Source organism: Clostridium sp., from assembly GCF_029267215.1.
Lineage (GTDB): Bacteria > Bacillota > Clostridia > Clostridiales > Clostridiaceae > Sarcina.
The window spans coordinates 42,418-68,267 of the sequence record NZ_JARIDH010000035.1 but is presented as its reverse complement, the minus strand read 5'-3'; the positions used below and the strand labels follow the sequence as shown (position 1 = coordinate 68,267).

General features: G+C 27.6%; 22 protein-coding genes, 1 pseudogene and 1 other annotated feature. Of the genes and pseudogenes, 15 read left to right on the top strand and 8 right to left on the bottom strand.

Features of this window, described 5'->3' with window-relative positions:
- Positions 1 to 305: pseudogene (locus Q1K13_RS05935) on the top strand (CTP--phosphocholine cytidylyltransferase); the annotation flags it as partial.
- A 160-nt stretch (positions 306 to 465) separates the two neighbouring features.
- Here Q1K13_RS05935 and Q1K13_RS05930 read toward each other — a convergent pair.
- From Q1K13_RS05930 to brnQ, 3 genes are all read right to left on the bottom strand, one after another.
- On the bottom strand, positions 466 to 2,217 hold the full coding sequence (locus tag Q1K13_RS05930) for a cell wall-binding protein (protein WP_300348461.1): 1,752 nt from the start codon (positions 2,215 to 2,217) through the stop codon (positions 466 to 468).
- Between the two features lie 140 nt (positions 2,218 to 2,357).
- Positions 2,358 to 3,362, bottom strand: a complete 1,005-nt coding sequence (locus Q1K13_RS05925) for an LCP family protein (RefSeq protein WP_300348458.1) — start codon at positions 3,360 to 3,362, stop codon at positions 2,358 to 2,360.
- A gap of 265 nt (positions 3,363 to 3,627) precedes the next feature.
- Positions 3,628 to 4,902, bottom strand: coding sequence for a branched-chain amino acid transport system II carrier protein (gene brnQ / locus Q1K13_RS05920; protein WP_300348456.1), 1,275 nt, complete (start codon positions 4,900 to 4,902; stop codon positions 3,628 to 3,630).
- 458 nt (positions 4,903 to 5,360) lie between these two features.
- Positions 5,361 to 5,579, top strand: a binding site (T-box leader).
- Positions 5,580 to 5,951: 372 nt separating this feature from the next.
- On the opposite strand from brnQ, the gene trpS reads away from it, so the two are divergent.
- The 9 genes from trpS (at position 5,952) to Q1K13_RS05875 (ending at position 14,775) form a co-directional block, all read left to right on the top strand.
- Positions 5,952 to 6,950: a tryptophan--tRNA ligase gene (trpS, locus tag Q1K13_RS05915; RefSeq protein WP_300348454.1), complete on the top strand. Its 999-nt coding sequence runs from the start codon at positions 5,952 to 5,954 to the stop codon at positions 6,948 to 6,950.
- A gap of 245 nt (positions 6,951 to 7,195) precedes the next feature.
- Positions 7,196 to 8,314: an anaerobic sulfatase maturase gene (locus Q1K13_RS05910; protein ID WP_300348452.1), complete on the top strand. Its 1,119-nt coding sequence runs from the start codon at positions 7,196 to 7,198 to the stop codon at positions 8,312 to 8,314.
- 229 nt (positions 8,315 to 8,543) lie between these two features.
- Entirely contained in the window at positions 8,544 to 9,371 is an 828-nt protein-coding gene (locus tag Q1K13_RS05905) for a phosphate ABC transporter substrate-binding protein (protein WP_300348451.1), read from the top strand.
- Positions 9,372 to 9,654: 283 nt separating this feature from the next.
- Complete coding sequence (locus Q1K13_RS05900; RefSeq protein WP_300348450.1) at positions 9,655 to 10,470, top strand: phosphate ABC transporter substrate-binding protein; 816 nt, start codon at positions 9,655 to 9,657, stop codon at positions 10,468 to 10,470.
- Positions 10,471 to 10,592: 122 nt separating this feature from the next.
- Positions 10,593 to 11,480: a phosphate ABC transporter permease subunit PstC gene (gene pstC / locus Q1K13_RS05895; RefSeq protein ID WP_300348447.1), complete on the top strand. Its 888-nt coding sequence runs from the start codon at positions 10,593 to 10,595 to the stop codon at positions 11,478 to 11,480.
- A 2-nt stretch (positions 11,481 to 11,482) separates the two neighbouring features.
- Positions 11,483 to 12,304 carry a phosphate ABC transporter permease PstA gene (gene pstA / locus Q1K13_RS05890; protein WP_300348445.1) on the top strand — a complete coding sequence of 274 codons (822 nt, stop codon included), beginning with the start codon at positions 11,483 to 11,485 and terminating at the stop codon, positions 12,302 to 12,304.
- A 17-nt stretch (positions 12,305 to 12,321) separates the two neighbouring features.
- Entirely contained in the window at positions 12,322 to 13,083 is a 762-nt protein-coding gene (gene pstB, locus Q1K13_RS05885; RefSeq protein ID WP_300348444.1) for a phosphate ABC transporter ATP-binding protein PstB, read from the top strand.
- A 145-nt stretch (positions 13,084 to 13,228) separates the two neighbouring features.
- Entirely contained in the window at positions 13,229 to 13,882 is a 654-nt protein-coding gene (gene phoU, locus Q1K13_RS05880; RefSeq protein WP_300348442.1) for a phosphate signaling complex protein PhoU, read from the top strand.
- Positions 13,883 to 14,082: 200 nt separating this feature from the next.
- On the top strand, positions 14,083 to 14,775 hold the full coding sequence (locus Q1K13_RS05875) for a response regulator transcription factor (protein ID WP_300348440.1): 693 nt from the start codon (positions 14,083 to 14,085) through the stop codon (positions 14,773 to 14,775).
- A 395-nt stretch (positions 14,776 to 15,170) separates the two neighbouring features.
- Here the strand turns inward: Q1K13_RS05875 and Q1K13_RS05870 are convergent, their stop codons facing one another.
- From Q1K13_RS05870 to Q1K13_RS05850, 5 genes are all read right to left on the bottom strand, one after another.
- Positions 15,171 to 15,794, bottom strand: coding sequence for a DUF3793 family protein (locus tag Q1K13_RS05870; protein WP_300348439.1), 624 nt, complete (start codon positions 15,792 to 15,794; stop codon positions 15,171 to 15,173).
- Positions 15,795 to 15,849: 55 nt separating this feature from the next.
- Positions 15,850 to 16,266 carry a flavodoxin gene (locus Q1K13_RS05865; RefSeq protein WP_300348438.1) on the bottom strand — a complete coding sequence of 139 codons (417 nt, stop codon included), beginning with the start codon at positions 16,264 to 16,266 and terminating at the stop codon, positions 15,850 to 15,852.
- 249 nt (positions 16,267 to 16,515) lie between these two features.
- The gene (locus Q1K13_RS05860) at positions 16,516 to 18,174 is read right to left on the bottom strand and encodes a glutamine--tRNA ligase/YqeY domain fusion protein (RefSeq protein WP_300348436.1); all 1,659 of its coding nucleotides are present in this window, start codon (positions 18,172 to 18,174) and stop codon (positions 16,516 to 16,518) included.
- A 318-nt stretch (positions 18,175 to 18,492) separates the two neighbouring features.
- Complete coding sequence (locus Q1K13_RS05855; protein ID WP_300348435.1) at positions 18,493 to 18,648, bottom strand: zinc-ribbon domain-containing protein; 156 nt, start codon at positions 18,646 to 18,648, stop codon at positions 18,493 to 18,495.
- Between the two features lie 146 nt (positions 18,649 to 18,794).
- A complete protein-coding gene (locus Q1K13_RS05850) occupies positions 18,795 to 19,886 on the bottom strand; it encodes a GerAB/ArcD/ProY family transporter (RefSeq protein ID WP_300348433.1) in 1,092 nt (363 codons plus the stop codon).
- A gap of 94 nt (positions 19,887 to 19,980) precedes the next feature.
- Here Q1K13_RS05850 and Q1K13_RS05845 point away from each other — a divergent pair, with 94 nt between their 5' ends.
- The 5 genes from Q1K13_RS05845 to Q1K13_RS05825 all read left to right on the top strand — a co-directional run bounded on the left by Q1K13_RS05845 (position 19,981) and on the right by Q1K13_RS05825 (position 25,813).
- A complete protein-coding gene (locus tag Q1K13_RS05845; protein ID WP_300348432.1) occupies positions 19,981 to 21,402 on the top strand; it encodes a spore germination protein in 1,422 nt (473 codons plus the stop codon).
- Positions 21,377 to 22,501: a Ger(x)C family spore germination protein gene (locus Q1K13_RS05840; protein ID WP_300348431.1), complete on the top strand. Its 1,125-nt coding sequence runs from the start codon at positions 21,377 to 21,379 to the stop codon at positions 22,499 to 22,501. The genes Q1K13_RS05845 and Q1K13_RS05840 overlap by 26 nt, the downstream gene beginning before the upstream one ends.
- A gap of 179 nt (positions 22,502 to 22,680) precedes the next feature.
- The gene (locus tag Q1K13_RS05835) at positions 22,681 to 23,094 is read left to right on the top strand and encodes a hypothetical protein (protein WP_300348429.1); all 414 of its coding nucleotides are present in this window, start codon (positions 22,681 to 22,683) and stop codon (positions 23,092 to 23,094) included.
- Positions 23,095 to 23,349: 255 nt separating this feature from the next.
- Entirely contained in the window at positions 23,350 to 24,570 is a 1,221-nt protein-coding gene (gene tyrS, locus Q1K13_RS05830; RefSeq protein ID WP_300348427.1) for a tyrosine--tRNA ligase, read from the top strand.
- A 550-nt stretch (positions 24,571 to 25,120) separates the two neighbouring features.
- On the top strand, positions 25,121 to 25,813 hold the full coding sequence (locus tag Q1K13_RS05825) for a metallophosphoesterase (protein WP_300348425.1): 693 nt from the start codon (positions 25,121 to 25,123) through the stop codon (positions 25,811 to 25,813).
- The last annotated feature ends 37 nt before the right edge of the window (positions 25,814 to 25,850 follow it).

The window sequence follows — 25,850 nt, the reverse complement described above, 5'->3', positions numbered from 1 at the left end:
TTAAAGGAGAATGGAAACTTCACTTTGATGAAAATTTAAAGGTAACTGATATAGAAGTTGGAGATGATGAAGGATATATACTTTGTGGAGTATCATATTGGGCAAAAAAAGATACTGATATAATAGTAAAAGAACTTGAAGATATGGTTGAACATGGTGATTTTACTAATTTATACTGGGATGATATAGTTAAAAATAACATAGCTAAATTAGATATACATGTTCAAAAGATATCAGAAGATAGTATATATGAAATTGATAATTTAGATGAGTTAAACTATGTTAAATCAATAGTTGAAAAATAATTTGTTTTAAATTAGGAATCTTTTTTAGAGAGAGTTTATTTTAGCTATCTCTTTAGACCTACTTAATTATAAGTGAAAATCAAAATTTTAAATTTTGTATTTTGAAATTATATATAAATAAAATTCATTCAAAAATTTTTTGAATGAATTTTATTTGAAATTAGTTATTGTAATAAAAATATTTAGTTGCTTTAAAAGTATTCATTACATCATCGTATGAAGTTATAACTCTTTTATGAAGCACATTTCCATCAAAGGAATCTTTCTGATTATCAACTATATAGGCAGTTGTTGAATCAAACCAATGCATAAGTGTAAATGCATGAGCATATCCTGCAAAAAATATATCACCAGGTTTAGCACTTCTTATATCAGTTGATGTTTTCCAACCATGATTTAATAAGTAGTTTTCAAGTTGATGAGTATTTGCTGTCCAATCAGGAACCTGAACACCATTTCTTCTAAGTTCTTCTGAAGTGAAATAAACACAATTGTTGTGAAGTATTCCATCGTGTAATTCAATAGCTTTTTTATCAACACTTAACCTATGAGATTTATTTGTCATATAATTGAACATTTTATATTGTAAGTCAGAATGACACATTGATGGAGTAGCTTCTATAACTTGTCCATCTTTATTTATATAAGTTGTACCAATCCATTTGTCAGCTAACATTACACCATTTTTATCAAATTGATATTTTTTATTATTTATAGTTTTTGATGTATTAGAAATCATAGAACCACTGTTATTTAAGTAATACCAATGATCGTTTAATTTTTTCCAACCAGTTTGCATAATACCATCATTACCCATATAGTACCATTCATTATTAGCTTTTTGCCAATATTTAGCCATAGCACCACTATTATTTAAGTAATACCAATGATCGTTTAATTTTTTCCAACCAGTCTGCATAATACCATTATTACCCATGTAGTACCATTCATTATTAACTTTTTCCCAATATATAGCCATAGCACCATTGTTATTTAAATAATACCAGTTAGCACCATATTTTTTCCAACCAGTTTGCATTGCATTATTAGAATCAAATGAATACCAGTTATAATTTATTTTTTCCCAATTTTTAGCTGCAGCCCCATTTGATTTTAAATAATACCAAGAACCATTAATTTCTTTCCAGCCAGTTTGCATAATACCGTCATTACCCATGTAGTACCATTCATTATTAACTTTTTCCCAATATCTAGCCATGGCACCACTATTATTAAGATAATACCAGTGAGTACCATCCTTTTTCCATCCAGTTTGCATAACTCCATTTTCATTAAAGAAATACCAATTATAATTTATTTTCTTCCAAGCTTTAGCAGAATGACCATTTGAATTAAAGAAATACCAAGAACCATTAATTTCTTTCCAACCAGTCTGCATAACCCCATTGTTATCAAAGTAGTATAAATGATTATCTATTGTTTTAAAACCAGTAGTAACTTTATCAGTAGATTTATAATACCATTTATTATCTTTTAAATCCCATTTGTAAACACCTTCTTTAGCTTTATTATCTACAGAAGATTTTATATTAGAATTATTATTAGTTTGTGTACTTACTTTATCTTTATTTAAAATACTATTTTGTTCTTTTGATTCAGTTTTAGTAGTATTTTCTTTTTGATTTGAATTACTGTTTGAAACTTCTGATTTTTTTTCAGTAGAGTTGATCTCTATATTTTTATTTGAAGTTTTAGAATCAATATTTGTCTTTGTTCCATCAGTAATATTGTTTTTAGAAATTTTTTTTGAATTATCTACATTTTGAGTAGATATGACCTTGGTTGTATTTTCTTTGGTAGCAGTCTTATCTTTAATAGTTGATGCAAAGACAGGAGTGCTACTAATTGATAAAAAAATTGATAATGTAATTAATAATTTTGATTTTTTCATATGGATACTCCTTTCAAAAATACATGTATATAATACCATAAAATAATAAAAAATGTAAAATTTATTAATAATTTAGATTTTTATTATTCATATAATTACAAAAAAATAAGAGAATAGAATTCTATTCTCTTATTTTGGTATTAATTTTCAAATATAAATTTATGCATCTCATTAATTGTCTTTTCTTTATTAAATGATAAATAATAAACACCATCTACCATTATTCCTTTAGATTGATCATCTTTAGGGAATCTATCTTGTATTAATTTAGAATCATTCATAGAAGCTATTTTAGCTGCAAGTCCTAATATTTCTCTTGAAGAAAGATCAGTAGTAATCATTGGCATAAACTCATCTAATAAAGAATTATATTTTGCTGGAGAAAGTTGTTTAAACTTATCAAATAATTTCTGAAGAACTATTCTTTGACGTTCAGTTCTTTCACCATCACCCCCTGCAGTATATCTTATTCTACAATAAGCTAAAGCTTGTGTACCATTAACATGTTGATGACCAGGTTTTGTTATTAATGGAGAGTTAGTATGGTTTAACCAGTTTAAATCTTTTATATGGTCATTAATTCCTGGGACAACATCTATCTCATCTTTTCTTATATCTAAATCTAAACCGCCAACAGCATCGATTATTTTAGGTAATGATGAAAAGTTTACTGTAGCAAAATCTTTTATATTTAAGTCATAATTTTCGTTAATTGTTTTTAAAGCTAATTGATGACCACCAAAAGCATAAGCGTGGTTTATTTTAGTTTTGCCATGACCTGGCACTTTAACATATGAATCTCTCATTATAGAAGTTAATTTTAATTGATTATGATTTTCATCAATTGTTGCAATAAGTATTGCATCAGATCTTCCAGCAGTTCCGTCTGGTGCATCAACACCAAATAAAGCTATATTCCAAATCCCATGATATTTTGAAAGTTTCTCATCTATTTCCTTGCTAATTCCTAAGTCTGCTTCATCTACTTTAACCCTATGCATCTTATTTATTTTAGAAATACTATAAGCAGCACCTCCACCAATAACACCTATAATTAAAAGCCCTATTATACTAAGAGCGATTAAACTTTTACGTTTTTTGACAGATTTCTTGGGTTTTCCTTTTTTCTTTACTGTTCTTGACAATTTAGTATCCTCCTTTTTAAAACTACAGAATAATTGTAGCACTATATGGCATATCTTGTAAAGTTGTAACATAACATTTACAATTTAAAGTTAACCATTTAATTTTAAGCATATTAATAACACAAATAAGAAACTATATAAGTATATAAATAAAAAAAAGATGGTTTTTAACTCAATTTATATTGTAAAGTATTTTTTAAAAATATGTTTACAAAATTAAGTCAAAAATTACACCATCTTATTAATAATTATATTTTTTATAAATTTATGCTGTAGCTACATTGTTTTTAAGAAATATATTTGGGATTATAAATCCTATTAATGCAGGTAATAACCATCCAAATCCTTTAGCATATAAAGGGAGCAATGTCATTAAGCTCTCTAGTCCAGGAATAAATTTAGCTAGTGTTAATAAAACACTGAATACTAAAGTTACATAAACTGTACTTTTATGAACTATTGGATTTGTTATTTTTTTATGGAATAGATTTAATAATATTAAAACTATTGTTACAGGATATATTATTCCAAGTAGAGTAGCTGATAAAGAGATTATTTTGTCTAATCCAATACTTGCAATTCCAATACTTGTTATTGTCATTAAAATTACATTAAGTTCATATTTTAATTTTCCATTTGAAACTCTTTCAAAGAAACTTCCACCTGCTGAAAGAAGACCTATTGATGTAGTCAAGCAAGCTAAAGCCATTGAAACTCCAATAAGAATTGCTCCAGCATGACCTAAGATATTTTCAGAAATAAAAAGCAATAATTGAGAGTTATTTAAGTCTAAACCTTTATTTCCAGTATGAGCTCCTAAAAATATTAATCCACCATAAATTATTGCTAATCCCCCAATAGCTATTATAGCTGATTTTATAAGTATTTTTATACTATCTTTTCCTTTATAACCTTTTGCTTTTATTGATCCTAATATTATTGAAGAGAAAATAATAGCTGCTATTGCGTCCATTGTTTGATACCCTTCAAGCAATGAGATTGAAAAAGCGTCTTGTGTAAATGAGTTTGTTAGTCCATCTATAGGATTTAAAACCCCTTTAGCTATTAAGAAGAATAGTATAGCCATTAAAATAGGTGTTAAGAATTTTCCTAAAACATCTATAACTTTTGAAGGTTTAAGCACGAATATTAAGTTTATTAAGAAATAAACTACTATAATTACAAAATAATTTATATTTTTGAAGTTAGGCGCAAAGGCTAACTCATATGTAGTAGCTGCTGTTCTAGGTATTGCTAATAATGGTCCTATTAATATAAATAATGCAACTGAATATATTAATGAAAATTTCTTTCCAACTTTATCTGCAAATAATTCAAATTTCCCATCAACTCTAATTGAAGAAAGAATTCCAAGTAAAGGAACACCTACACCAGTGATGATGAATCCAATAATCCCTAAGTAATAATCTGCACCTAAATTTCTTCCAAGGAAAGGAGGAAAAATAAGATTTCCAGCTCCTAAAAACATAGAAAATAATGCAAATCCAATTACTAAAAAGTCTGATCTTTTGTTATTCATAATACACCTCATCTTTCTGCCAAAATTAAATTATTATTTTAAAATTTAATTTTCAAACTTTATTATTTTTTTTATTATATTTCAAACTTTATTTTTAAAACTTATAATACTATATTAACATAATTGCAAATAAAATCAAGAAAAATATTATATTATTACATTAAAAAGGGGTTTAAATTAATATTTTGATAAAAAATAACTTAAATTATTAATGATATGAAAAATGAAATAGGAATAATGAGCTTATAATTGATAAATTGATTTTTAAAAATAAACAAGGTTAACAGATTAATATAATAGTATTGATTTAAATATAATAAAAACTTTTTATGAGTTTATCAGTTATTATATTAATAATTTTATTTTGGGATTTAAGCTTGTTTTGATAAATAATATTAAAATATTAATAATATTGACTAAACGAAAAAAAGTGATAAAATTAACATAAAAGTTAATAAAAAATATCTGTGATAAGAATTAGTAAGCCTAAAAACAGATTTACAGAGAACTATAAAATGGTGAGATTATAGTGATTATGTTTAGGTTGAATGGATCTTTGAGATGTTTAGAGGAATATTAGTATTCTAAATCGTAATCCTTACGTTACAAGGGGAGAGATGCACGGCTATTTATTAGTCTTGTAAATTAGGTGGTACCGCGATAAGTTCGTCCTATAAGTTTTTATACTTATAGGACTTTTTGTTTTTCTTTAAGGCTCTGTTTTAAACTAGTGTTGATTTTAGATATAACTTTAAGTAGGTTTTATTGGATAGCTAAAATCAACACTCTCTTAAAACAGAACTTTCTTTAAATAAATATTCATTTGAATATAGCTTTATTTTAAGGAAGAATATATTGAGTGATAAAAATAAGTGTTATTTTTTATTAGCTTTATTTTTGAAATATATAAGAGTGACATCTTATAAATCTAAAATTAATAATGAAGAATTATTGATTAAATAATGATTTATATTGTCATAAAACAAAAAATTAAGGGAGGTGAATCTGTATTCAAATATTAATTAATATATTTGTATTACAGAACTATAATGGAAGATAAGAAAAAAATTATTTTTAGTGGAATAAAACCATCAGGTGATTTAACATTAGGAAATTACCTTGGAGCAATAAAAAACTGGGCTAAATTACAAGATGAATATGATTGTTATTTTTGTGTTGTTGATTTACATGCAATAACTGTGAAACAATTACCTAAAGATTTAAGAAGAAGGACCTTAGAAGTATTAGCTATATATATAGCATCAGGAATAAATCCAGAGAAAAACACTTTATTCATCCAATCACATGTACCAGCTCATTCAGAAGCTTCATGGCTTTTAACTTGCAACTCATATATGGGTGAGTTAAGCAGAATGACTCAGTACAAAGATAAGTCAAAAAAAATGGGAGATTCAATAGGAGCAGGATTGTTCAATTATCCAGTTCTTATGGCAGCTGATATACTTTTATATAATTCAAATCTTGTACCAGTTGGAAAAGATCAGATGCAACATTTAGAATTAGCTAGAGATATAGCTACTAGATTTAATAATACTTATAGTGAAACATTCACTATTCCAGAGGGATATGTTCCAAAAGAAGGAGCAAAAATAATGGATTTACAAGATCCAACTAAGAAAATGTCAAAATCAGATACAAATCCTAATGGATTTATATTAATAATGGATGAACCAAATGTAATAAGAAAAAAAATATCAAGGGCTGTAACTGATAGTATAGGGGTTGTAAATTATACTGACGAACAACCAGGAGTTAAAAACTTAATAAATATTCTTTGTGCAATAAAAGGGTACACTCCAGAAGAGGTTGTAGAAATGTTTAAGGGAAAAGGATATGCTGAATTTAAGCAAACTGTTGGAGATGCAATAGTTGAAGAATTAGAGCCAGTTCAAGAAAAAGTTAAAGCTTTATTAAAAGATAAAAAAGCTTTAGAAGAAATTTATAAGAGTGGTGCAGAAAAAGCAAGTTATTCAGCAATGAAAACATTAAGAAAAATGCAAAAGAAAATAGGATTAATTCCAAGATAAAAATTAAAAACTTTTAATTTAAAATCATCATATATAGCTTTCTTACTTATTAAGTTAGTTTATATATGATGATTTTTTTATAGCTATATTATAAGTTTACTTCAAAATATGTGAGATTTAGCTAAAGTTTTTGAAAATTAGTATAAAGCTTATAGAAGGATTGAAAATTATATAAATTATGGTTAAATATACATTGTATATAAAAAATATATGCTAATAAAATATGGTGTTTAGGGGGAGAAGGTATGCCAGCTTTAAGTTTACTTATTAAGCCAGCTTCTAGTGGATGTAATTTAAAATGTACTTATTGTTTTTACCATTCTTTAAGTAATGGTAGAGAAGTTAGAAATTATGGGATTATGAAAGAAGATATTTTAGAGAGTTTAGTTAAAAGAGTTTTAGAGGAGGCAGATGGTCATTGTAATTTTGCTTTTCAAGGAGGAGAGCCTACTTTAGCAGGTCTACATTTCTTTGTAAAGTTAATTGAGTTTCAGGAAAAGTATAATAAGAAGAAGTTAAATATATATAACAGCATACAAACAAATGGAACTTTAATAAATGATGAGTGGGCAAAATTTTTAGCTAAAAATAATTTTCTAGTTGGAGTATCTTTAGATGGTCCTAAGGAAGTGCATAATCTTAATAGAAAAGATAATAAAGGATTTGATACTTTTAATAAAGTAGAAAAAACAGTAGATTTATTTAATAAATATGGAGTAGAATTTAATATTTTATGTGTTGTAACTTCAAATACAGTTAAACATTTTAAAAAGGTATATAAATATTTCAAGGAAAAAGATTTTAAGTTTATTCAATTTATAACATGTTTAGATCCACTTTATGAGAAAAGAGGAAGTTATAAATACTCATTAAAACCAAAGGAATACTCAAAATTTTTAAAGGAATCTTTTGATTTATGGTATGAGGATTTTATAAAAGGGAATAAAATTAGCATAAGATTTTTTGAGGGGGTATTAGAAAATATATTATTTGGAAGGTCTTCATCATGTGGAATGAATGGGGTATGTTCTTGTCAGTTTGTAGTAGAAAGTGATGGAGAAGTATATCCCTGTGATTTTTATGCTATAGATAAGTGGAAACTTGGCAACATACAAGAGATGAGTATGAAAGAGCTTTTTGAAAGTAAAACTAACTATGAATTTATGAAGTTATCATTTGAAATAGATGAGAAATGTAAAAAATGCAGATGGTTTGAACTTTGTAAAGGGGGATGTAGAAGGCTTAGAGATGAGAACGAAAATGAAGAAATAGGTTTAAATTATTACTGTGAAAGTTATAAAGAGTTTTTTGAATATTCATTTCACAGATTAATAAAGGTAGCTAATACTATAAAATATAAATAGCAAATTAATATAATTTATAAAAGTTATGGAGAAAATAAAAATTTCATAGCTTTTATTTTTTTGATTTTTATAATGGAATATTTTTATGTTCTTTTAAATTATTTTAGCATAATTTCTCTCTAATATTGAAAAGATATTGATATAGTATATTCAATATTAAATGAAAGTGAGGTAAGAAACTGTTGCCAATTTAAGAGATTAACATAAGTGTTTGGTAACAGAAATTAAAATGTTTAAAAAGAGAATAATAGCAATTATAGGAATTTTTATTTTAGTAATCACATCTTTAGTGAGTTGTTTTTCATCAAGAAAGACAACAGGTGAGAATATAGTAAGCATATCAGGGTCAACATCAGTAGGACCAATTATGGAGAGGGAAGCAGAAGCTTTTAAAACTAAAATGCCAGATGTATCAGTAGAAATAAATCAAATAGGATCATCAGCAGGTATTAAAAATGCAATGGATGGAGTTTCAGAAATAGGAATGGCTTCACGTGATCTTAAAGGGCAAGAAAAACAAGTAGGTCTTAAAGAAGTTGAAATAGCCTATGATGGAATAGCATTAATAGTTAACAAAGATAATCCAGTAAAAGATTTAACAATGGAACAAATAAAAGATATATATACAGGGAAAATTACTAATTGGAAAGAAGTTGGAGGATATGATTCACCAGTAGTTGTTGTTTCAAGAGAAGATGGTTCAGGAACAAGAGATGCTTTCCAAGGAATAGTTGGATTCAAACCAGAGGGGTTAACAAAAGATTCTCAAATATCAGATGGATCAGGTAATATAAAATCATTAGTTGAAAGAAATAAAAATACTATAGGATATATTTCTTTTAGTTATGTAGATGATTCAGTAAATGTATTAAAAGTAGATGGAGTAAAACCAAATGCAGATAATGTTCAAAAGAAAGATTATAAATTAGCAAGACCTTTCTTATTAGTATACAAAGAAGATGTTATAACTAAGTCTGGGAGGGATTTAATAGATTTCATATTAAGTGAAGAGGGGCAAGATATAGTTGCCAAGGATAATTTAATAAAAGTAAAATAGTCTATTAAATTTAATAGACAGTTATAGTGATGGGTTAAAGCATAAAATAAAGCCTAATAATTAAGTTTCAAAAAATAAATTTTCAATAAATTTATAGGTTTTATTACTAGAATATGCTTTAAAATATCACTTTTTTTACTTTTATGTTTTTTTACATAGATTTAACATGGAAATAATATTCATTTAACGTAACTTATTTAATATTAATCTTGGAAACAATAAAAAAGCACATATAAATTATTTGTTTAAGTCAAATATATATTAGATATAATCGGAGGAAAACATGAATAGAAGAATATTACTTTCATTAGCTGGAATCATGGCTATAGGTTTATTTATAACAGGATGTGGACAAGGAGCAAGAAAAAATATAATAAAGATTTCAGGGTCAACATCTGTAGGACCAGTAATTGAGGCACAAGCACAAGTTTTTAAAAGAGAAATGCCAGAAATTACAGTGGAGGTCAATCAGCTAGGTTCATCAGCAGGAATTAAGGATGCCATAAATGGAACAGCTGAAATTGGACTTTCTTCAAGAGATTTAAAAGAAAGAGAAATTGAAGCTGGTATTAAAGATATGCCAGTTGCTTATGATGGAATGTCAATAGTGCTTAATAATGAAAATATAGTTAAGAACCTTACTATGGAACAAGTAAGAGAGATATATACAGGGAAAATAAAGAATTGGAAAGAAGTTGGAGGAGAAGATACTCCAATAGTAGTAGTTTCAAGAGAAGATGGTTCAGGAACAAGAGAGACTTTCCAAGATATAGTTGGATTTAATTCTGAAGGATTAAGTAAAGAAGCTCAGATATCAGATGGATCAGGAAGTATAAAAACAATGGTAGCCGGAAATAAAAATGCAATAGGATATATTTCATTTAGTTATGTAGATAATTCTGTACATGCAGTAAATATTGATGGAGTAGAACCAACCGCTGAAAATGTACAAAATAAGAGTTATAAATTATCAAGACCATTTTTATTAGTTTATAAAGAGGGTGGATTAAGTGAAAATTCAAAAAAGTTTATGGATTTTATGATTAGTAAAGAGGGACAAGAGATAGTTGAAAAAGAAGGCTTAATAAGTATTAGATAAATAATTAGCAAAATTAATGAAAATCATAAATAGATTTAAGTTATAAAAATTAAAGAGAATTAATTTGGAAAAAATGAGAAAGATATATTTATGGAAAAAAGAATTGATTAATGGAGGTAAAAATGGAAGCTAAAAATCAAAATAATAGAAATAAATACTTTTTAGAGAGCTTAACAGAAAAAATATTTTTAGTAAGTGCCTCAGTAGCTGTAATAAGTTTACTTTTAATAATAGGGTTTGTCTTTTATAAGGGGTTAAGACCTTTTATAGTTGAAGGATATTCATTTTTTGATTTTTTATTTGGAACTGAATGGATTCCAAGTGTAAATAAATATGGAATATTACCAATGATAATAGCTTCATTGGGAGCTACATTTGGTTCTCTTTTAATAGGGGTTCCAATAGGAATACTAACTGCCATATTTATAGTTGAGATAGCACCAAAAGGATTAGCTAAATTCATGTCAGGTGCTGTAGAACTTTTAGCAGGAATACCATCAGTATTATATGGTATTTTTGGATTGGCAGTAATAGTACCAACAATACAAAATTTATTTGATTTACCAAAAGGACAGAGTTTATTAGCAGTAATAATAGTATTAGCAATAATGATGTTGCCAACGGTAATAACAGTGTCAGAAACTGCAATCAGAGCAGTTCCAAAAGCTTATAAAGAGGGATCTTTAGCACTTGGTGCCTCAAAAACAGAAACAATATTTAAGGTTGTTGTACCTGCAGCTAAGTCAGGAATAATGACTGGGGTTGTTTTAGGAGTAGGAAGGGCAATTGGAGAAACAATGGCAGTTATATTAGTAGCTGGAAATACACCAGTAATCCCAGATTCAATTATGGACAGTGTAAGACCACTTACAACTAATATAGCATTAGAAATGGGATATGCCTTTGGAACACACCAAGAGATGTTATTTGCAACGGGGATAGTATTATTCACATTCATATTAATACTAAACTTAGTTCTAAGTAAAATTTCAAATAAAGGTGGTAAATAAATATGAGAAAAGTTAAAGATAATATTTTAAATATATTAGTTTGGGGATCAGCTTTATTTACAATAGGAATTCTAGCAATAATATTAGGATTTATATTTGTAAAAGGAATTGGAAAGATAAATCTTTCATTCTTAGTAAGTGATTATTCTTCAAAAGGTGGCGGAATACTACCTATGATAGTGACATCATTATGGACTGTTGTTCTTTCATTGGCAGTTGCAACACCAATTGGAGTATTGGCAGCAGTTTATTTACAAGAGTATGCTAAGCAAGGAAAAATGGTTAAATTCATAAGATTTGCTACTGAAAGCTTAGCAGGAATTCCATCAATCGTATATGGATTATTTGGAGGAATATTCTTTGTAGTGGCGTTAAAAATGGGATATTCAATACTAGCAGGCTCATTGACTGTATCAATCATAATTTTACCTGTAATAATAAGAACAACAGAAGAGGCCTTAAAAACAGTGCCTCATTTATATAGAGAAGCCTCATTAGGATTAGGGGCTACAAAGTTCCAAACATTATATAAGGTAATATTACCAAGTGCAATGCCAGGAATACTTTCTGGAATAATATTATCAATAGGACGTATAATTGGAGAGTCAGCCGCAATATTACTTACTGCTGGAACCGTTGCACAAATGCCAAGAGGAATTTTTTCAAGTGCAAGAACACTTACTGTGGAAGCATACCTTGTAACAAAGGAAAAGGGAGATATAGAAACTGCGGCTGCAGTTGGAATAGTGCTTATAATAATAATATTAGCATTAAATATTTCAGCTAAGTTAATAGCTAAGAAATTCAATAAGGCAAACTATTAATTTGAGGTGATATTAAGATGAAGGAAAAAAATACAAAAATAGAAGTTATAGATTTAGATTTGTTTTATGCAAGTAATCAGGCATTAAAAAAGATTAACATAGATATAAAAGAAAATGAAGTAACGGCATTAATAGGCCCTTCAGGATGTGGTAAATCAACATTCTTAAGAACACTAAACAGAATGAATGATTTAATTCCAATAGTAAGAATAGAGGGAGAAATAAAAATAGATGGAAATGATATCTATAAAGATGATGATGTTATAGGGCTTAGAACTAAGGTGGGAATGGTATTCCAAAAGCCTAATCTTTTTCCTATGAGCATATATGATAATGTTGCTTATGGACCAAGAATACATGGTATAAAGGATAAAAAGGTTTTAGATAAAATCGTTGAAGAAAGTTTAAGGGATGCTGCAATTTGGGATGAGGTTAAAAATAGACTAAAATCATCTGCATTAGGATTATCAGGAGGACAACAACAAAGAATTTGTATAGCGAGAGCTATTGCAATGAACCCAGAAATAATACTTATGGATGAACCAACATCAGCTTTAGACCCAATTTCAACATTGAAAGTAGAAGAACTTATTAGAAAATTAGAGGATAAATATACTATAGTAATAGTAACTCATAACATGCAACAGGCAGCTAGAATATCTGATAAAACAGCATTCTTCTTAAGTGGAGAGTTAGTTGAGTTTGGAGAAACTAATACCATATTCACAAACCCAAGAGATAAAAGAACAGAAGATTATATAACAGGAAGATTCGGTTAAAAATTAAAAGTCATTATTTTAGATATTTAAGTAGAATAAAGAGGGGCTATGCTTTTATAGAGTATTGAGTTTTAATAAATAGTTAAAATCATATTAGGCTAAAGATATAACCAAATAAAAAATAAAATTAGTAAAGGGTGAAAATATGAGCATGGATGATTTAAGAAAAAGCATTAAAGATTTAAAAGTTGAAACTAAAAACATGATAGAATTATGTGAGATTGCTATTTGTAAGTCTGTAGATTCTGTAATTAATAAGGATGTTAAATTAGCAAGAGAAGTAATTAAGATGGATGATGAAATAGATAGATTAAGACATAAAATAATAGATAAGACAATAGAACTTACAGCTCTTAAACAGCCTATGGCAAAGGATTTAAGATATATATATGCATTATCAACAATAGCAACTGAGCTAGAGAGAATAGGGGATTATTCCGTTAATATAGCTATGGAAACCATAAAAATAGATGATGATGAGCATATAACAGGAATGACTGGAATTCCAAAGATGAAATCAGTATGTCTAAGTATGATAAAATCAGCTAAAAATTCCTTAGATAGTAGCGAAACTAAGCTTGCTTATGATGCAGCCTTAGAAGATGATATAGTTGATGATTTATACAATGATATATATGTTAATATACTAGGTGCAATGCATAAGGATCCAAATAATATAAATCAAGGTGTTAAATTAATATTTGTTGCAAGATATTTAGAGCGAATAGGTGATCATATCACAAATGTATGTGAGAATATAGTTTATGCCATAAAAGGAGATATGACTGAATTAGGTTAATTGTTTATGTCTTATGGAATAATACTTTAAATAAATCACAACAGTAATTTAAATAAGTTTTATTTTAAAATTAATCTTTATAAAAGTTATAAATTAAAGCAGAAAAGATATATCAATCAAAGGTATATCTTTTTTTGTTTTAAATATTGTGATAAGCTATAGAATAGGTGAGTGTTTTTAGGTAAAAGGAGGGACAAATTATGTCAAATAAAAAGGTTCTAATAGTTGATGATGAAGAACATATTAGAGAACTTATAAAATTTAACCTAAAGAAAGATGGGTACGAAACAGAAGTTGCTGTAAATGGAAGAGAAGCTTTAGAAAAAATAAATGAAAATAAATTTGATTTAATACTTCTAGATTTAATGATACCAGAAATTGATGGATTAGAAGTTTGTAAAGAAATAAGAAAAAATGAAGAAACTGAAGATATACCAGTGATGATTATTACAGCAAAGGGAGAAGAGTTTGATAAAGTTTTAGGCTTAGAATTAGGGGCCGATGATTATATAACAAAACCTTTTTCAATAAGGGAGCTTATGGCTAGAATAAAAGCTCTATTAAGAAGAAGTAATGTAAAAAAAGAAGAAAATATAATAAAGTTTGGTGATGTAACAGTAAACTTTAAAACAAGGGAAGTAACTAAGAATTCAAAGAATATAGAACTTACATTAAAAGAATTTGAATTATTAAAACTTCTTATACAAAATAAAGGAAATATTTTAACAAGAGAACTTCTTTTGGATAAAATATGGGGCTACGAATACATAGGTGAAACAAGGACTGTGGATGTTCATATAAGACATTTACGCAAGAAAGTTGAAAGTGATGATAAAAATCCTCAATATATTCAAACAATAAGAGGAGTAGGATATAAATTCACAAGCAATTAATAAATAACAAAAGTTTTTAAATTCTTTAAATAAAAAAAAGATTTAAGGCTTTTTTATTTTAGGATCTGTCTTAAGAGAGTGTTGATTTTAGCTATTCCTTCAGAACTACTTAATTACGCAGAGAGTTTCTATTGAATATTCCAGAATAGTAGCTATAGTGAAGAAACTCCTTTTGGTCAAACAACTTAGCTTCTTAAGGCTATTATTTTTCCATATTCAATGAAACTCTAAACTATTTATAAAGATGATCCCCAAAAAGGTATATATAAAATCAATATTAGTTTAAAAGAGAAATTTATTTATTTTAAAAGAGAGATTTATTTTAAAATATACTAAATAAATAACCACTTAGAAATGGCAAAATCTAAGTGGTTATTGGCAATGAGAGTTTAATTTTAAATATTAAATTTATATACATTATTTGTTAAGTTATATACTTCTTTTAAATCCTTGCCTATAAGCAAATGATTCATTACAATTTCTTTTGAACTATCATAAAGTTCAAAAATCTTTTTAGCTTTTTTTTCTTCCTCATAAACTTTCCAATATCCGCAAAGCAAACATTTACTTTCAGTGCATTCCATAAAACATTTAACATCACTAACTGGAATTCCTAAGAAAATTCCAAGTTCATGTGGACAATGAAAATCAGAGTATCTATTTACTAGATGACTTAATATTTCATCTAGATTCATTTCTAAACTATAGCCTAGTTTTTCAAGAAATTCTATTGAATTTCTTTTATAGATTGCATTCATTAGATTAACCTCATTATATATAAGGATAACCTTAGAAGTACTTGTTTCTCTAAGAATAATATGTTTTAGGTCTAAATCTTTTAGAAAAGTATCACCGTACATATTCCAAAGGCTAAATAAATTTTGACCTTGCTTTGAAAGAGTAAGGGTAGAAGAAGGCTTAATCCCTGTTATTACTGGAGAAATTAAATATGATATAAAAGTTCTCATGTATTTTTCGTTGTTAAGAGTTTCTAAGAGATTAAGGAAATTATTATTCATTTACTTGCTTCCACCTTTCTTTCAAATCAATATTTTTTTATAAGTAAATTTAAAATTAAAGAGCTTTTCCTGCTTCTTTACATTTTTCTATATCTTCTCCTTCAGGAGCGTTGTTAACTATTAATGTATCAACTACATTTGCACCGTAGCCTTCCATTCTATCTTTCCAGTTATCCATCCATTCACCAGTTCCCCAGTCATATGAACCAAATAATAGAGTAGGTTTTCCTGAAACTAATCCTGAAATTTCTTCAACAAATGGATCCATTTCTCCTTCTTCTATTGTTTCACAGCCCATAGCTGGTGAACCTAATGCTAATATATCGCATTCATCAATATCATTAGTACTTGCATCTGAAACGTTAATTAATTTAACTTCTAAGCCTTTTTCTTTTGCACCTTCTGATATTAATTCAGCCATAGATTCTGTGTTACCTGTTCCTGACCAAAAAATAATGTTTAATTTTTTCATATATATCACCTCATAATATTTAAATCTATTTTTAATCATAAATGAAAATCAATTTCAATTACTTGTTGATATTATAATATAATAATTAATCAAATGTGTCAATAGTTAATGATAATTATTTTCAATAAAATTATATTAAGTTTTAAGTTTTATTGAAATTTATATGAATTTTATGAGTAGGGTAATTTAGAATGTAGCTAAAGTTTTTAGATTAAACAAAAAAAGACCAGGTTACCTGGTCTTTTTATATTATTTAACTTTGAATGAACTTTTTAATGAAACTATTCTGTTGAATACTAAGTTATCATCACTAGTAAACTTAGGATCAACATTAAAGTATCCATGTCTAAATAATTGATATTTATCTTGGATTTTAGCATCTTTAGCATTTGGCTCAATAAATCCATTGCATATAGTTAATGAGTTTGGATTTATTTGCTCAAGGAAGTGTTTTCCTTCATTTTCTTCACAGTCATCTAAGATTAGTGGTTCATATAATCTAAATTCAGCAGGAATACAATTGTTAGCATCAACCCAGTGGATTGTTCCTTTAACTTTTCTTCCTGTAAATCCAGATCCACTCTTAGTCTCTACATCGTAAGTACAGTGGATTTCTTTAACTTCACCATTTTCATCTTTGATAACTTCGTTACATTTTACAAAGTAAGCACCTTTTAATCTTACTTCGTTTCCTGGGAATAATCTAAAGTATTTCTTTGGAGGATTTTCCATGAAGTCTTCCCTCTCTATATAAAGTTCTCTTGAGAATGTAACAGCTCTTTTACCTGCTGATTCATCCTTAGGATTATTTTCTATTTCAAGTATTTCTGATTCTCCCTCAGGATAGTTAGTTATAACTAATTTAAGTGGATTTATAACTGCCATGGCTCTTGGGGCAGTTTCTTGTAAATCTTCTCTTATGAAGTGCTCAAGCATTTGAGAATCAACAGTTGAATCAGCCTTAGCAACACCTATAGCTTTACAGAAATTTCTTATTGACTTAGGAGTGTATCCTCTTCTTCTAAGACCAGCAACTGTAGGCATTCTAGGATCATCCCATCCATCAACTATACCTTCATCAACTAATTGCTTAAGTTTTCTTTTACTCATAACAGTATTAGTGATATTAAGTCTTGCAAATTCTATTTGTCTTGGAACACTTTCCATTTCACATTCTTTAACGAACCAATCGTAAAGAGGTCTGTGATCTGCAAATTCTAAAGTACATATTGAATGAGTTATTCCTTCTATAGCATCTTCTAGTGGATGAGCAAAGTCATACATAGGGTAGATGCACCACTTATCCCCTGTGTTATGGTGGCTAGCATGTGCTATTCTATAGATTATAGGATCTCTGAAATTAATGTTTGGAGAGCTCATATCTATCTTGGCTCTTAAAACCTTAGTTCCATCTTCAAATTCACCTTTTCTCATTCTTTCAAATAAATCTAAGTTTTCTTCAATTGATCTATTTCTATAAGGACTTTCTTTACCAGGCTCAGTAAGTGTTCCTCTATATTCTTTAATTTCTTCAGCTGTTAAATCGCAAACATAAGCTTTCCCTTTTTTTATTAAAAGAATAGCCCTTTTATACATTTCATCAAAGTAGTTTGATGCAAAATGTAGCTCGCTCCAGTTATATCCTAACCAATTAACATCTTCTTTAATTGATTCAACATATTCTGTATCCTCTTTAGTTGGATTAGTATCATCGAATCTTAAGTTAGTTCTTCCATTGAACTCTTTTCCTAATTCAAAGTTTAAAACTATTGATTTTGCATGACCTATATGTAAGTATCCATTAGGTTCTGGTGGAAAACGAGTTATTATAGTATCATGTTTTTTGCTATTTAAATCATCTATTATTATGTTTCTTATAAAATTTGATGAGTTTTCAGCGTTTGACATTGTTTATCATCCCTTTTCTCGCATTTTTATATACTCATAAATATACCATAAAAAGCTAAATCTATCTATAATATATTACAAATTTGAGTATGTACTTTTCAATAAATATATTTATAATTAAATTTAAAACTTAAATATTGTTAAAATAAAGCAATAATATACTTCATATGGAAAATTTGATAGAAATTTCGGTAGAGTAATTTGGAAATTGCTTTATATAATATTTCCAAATTAGAATGGTTTTATGAAAGAACAACGAAAAAAGTTCTGCAAAATGCAGAACTTTTAATTTATGAATAAACTTTCGTTAATTATCAATTATCTATTCATTTTTTGAGCTTTTCTTGCTTTTCTGCAAGCTGGGCATCTAACTGGATCGTTTTCGAATCCTTTTTCTTTGAAGAACTCTTGCTCTCCTACAGTGAATACGAAATCTTTTCCACAGTCTTTACATACTAAATTCTTATCTTCCATTTCTTTTACCTCCTGTAAAATTTACTAGACCCTTTTATTAACCATACTATAAAATCGAATTTTACAGGACAGAAATAATTAAATATCTACTAAATTTTATTTTATAAGTAGATTATATCATATAGAAAAAAGAATACAATACTTTTTTATTTCAAATATTTAAATTTGTTAATTTTTAAACTAGCAATTATATAAATGATTAAAGGACAAATTAAAAATACTACTAACAGTATGTATTGATAGTATTTAAGTAGTATAAAAAGAGTATAAACATTCTTAGCAGCTAAATAAGAGAAAGCATAAACAATAATTGAAATTAAGGCTATAAAATTACTTTTATGACCTATTCTATCTTTCCAAATTGTGTATAGTGAAAATGTTGTAATTATATATTTAACAACCCATGAAAGTAAAGAAGATATCATAACAAAAATATCACCATTTTCAACAAATCCTCCAAAGTATATTCTTTGAGCTTGAATAAACTGAGGATAGAAAATATTCTCACTTCTTAATGAACCTAGAGTAGAAATAAGTATAATAACAAATATTGCAATACAAATAGATGTTAATAAAATTGAGTTTATTGAAATTTTCTTTAGATTTTTTTTATCATCTATCCTCGGAATTATAGGAAGTACAATTGCTAAGGTTGATAAAGAACCTAATTGAATTAATGCACAAAGAACATATTCTGAAATTCTTCTATCCTTAAATATTGGTGTTAACAATGTATAGTCAATATACTGAATATTTAATAGTAATAGCAATATATTTACTAAAACAACAACACTCATAGAAACAATACATATTATAAGAAGGCTATTGAATCTGTTTTTACCAATTAAAAATACTGTAATCATGAAAAATAATAAACAATACCAAATTGGTGTTTCTGAAAAAATATTCACGTTAATTGATGAAGAAGATAAAGAAGCAGACTCTATACATACTAAAATTAAGGTTAATGAGAATATTAAAATATAAAAGTTTCCTAATGCTTTACCTAAAACTATGTAACAAGTTTCTTTAAAATCATAATAATTTATTTTTGATATTACACTAAATATATAGGAGCTTATAAAAAAGAAAATAACTCCTGATAATATGGTGAAAATCCAAGAATCCCTCCCCCCAAGCTTTATGAATAGGGATGTATAATTCACTAAAGATGTACTTATTGCAGCAATTATAAAAAATATAAAATGTCTTGCTGTCAGTTTTCCCAAATAAATCACCTCATTTCTTTTATAATTTTCAAAGTTTAGTATTCTCAAAATAATGAATATTAAACATAACAATAGCGGATAATATTTTTGGGTGATAAATAAAATGCAAAAGCAATTAGAATTCTTAAAAGAAAAATTAAAAGACAGTTTTGATGTTAAGTATAGGGAGGTGGAAACAGCATTAGGACCAGCTACCATAGTTTTTATGGATGTTTTATGTTCTACCCAATTTATAAGTGAATACATAGTAAAGCCATTAACTTTAGTAAAAGATGGGGTTAAGGATGAGTATGATATTATGACTAAGGTTATAGACATAAACATAACAAATTGGTCTAAAGATAATAATGACACATTATTACATGTTTTATCTGGAGATGTAATAATAATCTTTAAAAATCATGAGAAGGTAATTTATTGTGAAACAAAAGGATATACGAGAAGAGGTGTTGGAATTCCTGTAACAGAAGCAGTTTTAAAAGGGCCTAGAGAGGGGTTTAATGAAGCTTTTGTTGATAATGTTACCTTGCTTAGAAGAAGAATAAAAAATTATAATTTGAAGTTTGAACCTTTGTATGTAGGAGAAGAAACTCAGACAGTTGTTTGCATATCATACATAAAAAATAAAGCACCTAAAGATTTAGTAGATGAGATTAGAGAAAAAATAAAAAATTTAGATTATAAGTTTATTTTAGACACTAATTATATAGAGGCTAAATTAAGAGAAGATAAAACATTATTTGATACTGTAGGATATACAGAGAAGGCAGATGAAGTTGCAGCAAAATTATTAGAAGGAAGAGTGGCAATAATAGTTGATGGAACACCTTTTGTTATCACAGTTCCCTTCTTTTTTATAGAGAATTTTCAAACGCCTGATGATTATTATTTAAATAGGTATTTTACTAGCTTTACTAGAATTTTAAGGTGGATTGCTTTTTTTATTGCAATGTTTTTACCAGGAATGTATGTTGCCTTGGTTACTCATCATTTTTCAGTATTGCCTAGTATGTTTGTTTTTAGGTTAGCTGTTGCAAGGGCTGGGGTGCCATTTCCAATTGTAGCAGAGGTAATAATAATGATGCTTTTATTCCAAATTATAAAGGAGGCAGGTTTAAGGCTTCCTCAACCAATAGGAACTTCCATGAGTTTAGTTGCTGGATTAATTTTAGGTGATGCAGCAGTGGGGGCTGGAATAGCTTCAAGAATAACCATTGTTGTGGTGGCACTTGGTGCAGTTTGCTATTTTCTAATCCCTAAACTTTATGGAGCAGTATCTATATGGAGTATTATAATTGTTATAATTTCATCATTTTTTGGAATACCTGGCTTTGTATTAATAGGCGCTGTTTTATTATCTCACTTAGCTCATTTAAGAAGTTGTAAATATCAATACTTATTCCCATTAGGAACATTAAATAGATATAAATTCAAAGATATTATAATTAGGGGAAAACTTGATGAAATATCAAAAAACATAGTTAGCAAGGATGGTAGAAATGAACCTAAAGAAAGTTATAATTAGTTTATTAGTATTAATTATTGCTGGAACCTTATTTATGGGATGTTATAATTACAAAGATATAAATAAGGTTACTTTTGTAACAAGCATGGTATTTGATGAAAATGATGTGGGAAATATTGATATTTACTTAGATTGCGTTAAACCTTATAGAAGTTCAAATGATAGCTCTGATAAGGGGAGAAGAGTACTTTATAAAGGAACTGGGAAAACCGTTTTAGAAGCTATAACAGAAATAAATATGTATTCAAGCAGTAAGCTTGATTTTACACAATGTAAGGGATATATATTTACTGAAAAAGCAGCTAAAAATGGAATAAAAAAATATATAGATATAATAGATAAAAATCAAGAGTTTATGATTAGACCGTATATGTTTGTTTTATTTGGCTCTCCAGAGGAATTATTAAATGATGTAACTGTTGATGAGGAATATTTAGGTGTATTCATTGATGACTTAGTTCATAGAATGAAGAAAAATCCTAGAATAATAGCTATAGATGCCAATGATTACTTAGAAAGCAGAACTAATTATGGAAATCTAATGGTTTTAGGTGCCCTTAGCATAAGAGATGATATGGAAGAAAAGAGATTAGAATTAAGTGGAGGAGCTTTATTTAAGAATGAAGCACTTGTTAGAAGAATAAGTGCAGATGAAGGGTTAAGTTATAATCTTTTAATCGGAAAACTAAAAAAAGGAACTTTAGAAGCCATGAATCCACAGGATCCTAATACTTTTGTTACCTTAGATATATCTAATGCAAAAACAAAAACATCCATAAGCTATAATGGAGAGGAGATAACTTTATATAAAGATATAAAAATAAATTGTTCTATAGGGGAGTCGCAGTCAAGACTTATAGTTGATGAAAAATTATTAAATCTTCTTCAGGCTGAAGAGGAAAATACTATAAAACAACATTTAGAAATGTTATTTGAAAGTTTTAAAAAAGATGATTTAGATATTGTTAATGCCAATAACTTATTTTATAGGAAATATCCAAATGAAATATTACTTAAAGAACCTATAGAAATAACTAATCTAAAAGTGAATGTAAAAGTTGAAATAGATGGAACAACAATTACAGGAAATACTCTTTAGTATTATTTTAAATTTAAATGTAAATAATGAAAGTCTATGGCCTATAATATTTTATAGGCTTTCTATTATTTGTTTTATCTAAATTTATATTTAATAAATTAATAATTTTAATAGTTAGTGAATAATATATATAAAAGGAAGTTTTTACCTGATAAAAACATCAATAAGGGGTGGTAAAGATGATTCGATTATTCTTTAACCAAAGAGGTACTGGGAAAAGCAAGAACTTAGTTAATTTAGCTAATGAAGAGAGTGAAAAAGCAAAGGGAAGTGTTATATTTATTGATGATAATAACAAAAGAATGCTTCAACTTAATAAAAAAGTTAGATTAATATCCATGAATAATTATTGTATTAAAAATTGTGAAGAGTTTTATGGTTTTCTACAAGGAATAGTATCAAGAGATTATGATGTTGAAAGTATATATATTGATAGTATGGCAGATATACTAATGGAAATAAATATAAAGGAATTTAGTTATTATTTAGAAAAAATAGAATGTTTGAGTAGAAAGTTTAATGTAAACGTATTTTTAACAATTCATGGAGAGAAAGAGAGTATACCAGATGATATAAAAAAATATGTAGCATAAATTTAAAATTTAAAGAGAAAACAAATTTATTAATATAGATAATAGTCATAGTATTTTGGTAATATTAAATACTATGCATAGAATAAGGGCGTGTATCAAAATAAAGTTTTATTATTATATTTTGATATAGACCCTTATTTTTTTTACAAATCAATTGAGAATTATTTTAATAAAGGATATACTATATGATATATGATATGCTAAAAAGCAATACCAGTAATTAGGCTGGATTTAATTTTTTTGGAGGGATAACAAATGGCTAATGTATTAGATACGTTAATGGAACGTGGGTACATAAAACAGTTTACTCATGAAGCTGAAACAAGAGAACTTTTAGAAAAGGAAAAAGTTACTTTTTATATAGGATTTGATCCAACAGCAGACAGTTTACATGTGGGTCACTTCATAGCAATGATGTTCATGGCACATATGCAAAAAGCTGGGCATAGACCAATAGCTTTAATAGGTGGTGGTACAGCTACAATTGGAGATCCAAGTGGAAAAACTGACATGAGAAAAATGATGACTAATGAGACTATAGCTCACAATGTTGCTTGTATTAAAAAGCAAATGGAGAAATTCATAGATTTCTCAGATGATAAAGCTATACTTGTTAATAATGCAGATTGGTTATTAAATCAAAACTATGTTGAATTCTTAAGAGAGGTAGGGGTTCATTTTTCAGTAAACAGAATGCTTTCAGCTGAATGTTTCAAACAAAGACTTGAAAGAGGACTTTCATTCTTAGAATTTAACTACATGTTAATGCAAGGATATGATTTTTACGTTTTAAATAAAAAATATAATTGTAAAATGGAATTAGGTGGAGATGATCAGTGGTCAAATATGATAGCTGGTGTTGAGCTTGTTAGAAAGAAATCACAGGAAAGTGCTTTCGCTATGACTTGTACATTATTAACTAACTCAGAAGGACAAAAAATGGGTAAAACAGTTAATGGGGCATTATGGTTAGATCCAGAGAAAACTTCTCCATACGAATTCTATCAATACTGGAGAAATGTTAATGATGCAGACGTTGAAAAATGCTTAAAATTATTAACATTCGTTCCAATGGATGAGGTTAGAAGACTTTCAAGTTTAGAGGGAGCTCAAATAAATGAAGCTAAGAAGGTTTTAGCCTTTGAGGTAACTAAACTTATACATGGTGAAGAGGAAGCTACTAAGGCGTCTCAGGCTGCAGAAGCTTTATTTGGAAAAGGTGGAGACATGAGTAATGTTCCAACTTACGAAATGGGAAAAGATAAGCTTGGAACTGAACTTTTAGATGTTTTAGTTGAAGCTGGAATCATGCCATCAAAGGCAGAAGGTAAGAGACTTGTTAAACAAGGAGGATTATCATTAAATGGTGAAAAGGTTCAAGATTTCAAAAAGACTTTAGAAGAGTCAGATTTTGAAAATGGAGAAGCCTTAATAAAAAGAGGTAAGAAAAACTACAATAAGATAGTTTTAGCTTAATCTTAATAAAAAGGGTATTTATCAAAATGACTTTTTATAAAACTTACAAATATATTCCAAGAAAAACTGATTTTGCTAAGGGTTTATAATCATTACTAAGAAAATATCACTAAAGCTTAGAAACTTGATACCCTTCAAATAATCTAAGCTTTTTAAGGTGATATTTTCTACGTAATAATTTAAATTCTAAAGCTTATCTATATATTCTCTTCATATTATTTGTAAGTTTTATCATTCATACTTTGAGATACACTCCGTTAAGTAGACACGGTATAAAAGACTGTGTAAAATCTACTTAACGGAGTAATTTTTTTTGAGAAAAAAATAAAGAACTTATTAAATTTTAAAGAAAAAGTTTGAGGTGTTTTCATATAATTTTTTAGAGTTAAATTAATTTTTAAGAAGTTTTATTAAGAGATATATTTATAGGAATACATAAAGTTGAAATTAGGCTTTAGAGTTTATCACTTTAGTTAGAAAACTTGTGTATATAATTAATAAAAGTGTATAATAAAGTACTGACAAAATAGAAGATGAAAGGTGATGAAATATGGCGTTATATGCTATTTCAGATTTGCATTTAGCACTTAATACTGATAAGCCTATGGATATCTTTGGTGATAAGTGGATAAACCATCATGAAAAGATAAAGGAAAATTGGGAAAATAAAATAACAGAGGAAGATACTGTTTTAATAGCAGGGGATATTTCTTGGTCAATGAAAGCTGATGAGAGTAAGGATGACTTAGATTGGATAAATGAACTTCCTGGAAAAAAGATAATAATAAAAGGAAATCATGATTATTGGTGGGGAAGTATAACAAAATTAAATAATATGTATGAGAATACTAAGTTTATACAAAATAACTTTTTTACATATAAAGATTGGGCAATATGTGGAAGTAGAGGATGGATTTGTGAAGGTTCTGATAAATTCACTCAAAAAGATAGAAAGATTTATGATAGAGAACAAATTAGGCTAAGACTTTCTTTAGAAGAAGCTAAGAAGGCTGGTTATGAGAACATAATTTGTATGGTTCACTATCCACCTACAAATGAAAAATTTGAGGATTCAGCTTTTATAGAGCTTTTTAAAGAGTTTGGAGTAGACATAGTTATATATGGTCACCTTCATGGAATGGCTCTTAGAGGAAAAATTTTAAATGAAGAGAGAGATGGAATAGATTATAAGTTAACAAGCTGTGATTACATAGAGTTTGATCCTATAAAAATATTAGATTAAAAATAAATTTTCAAATATTTAGTTTTTATACTTTTTT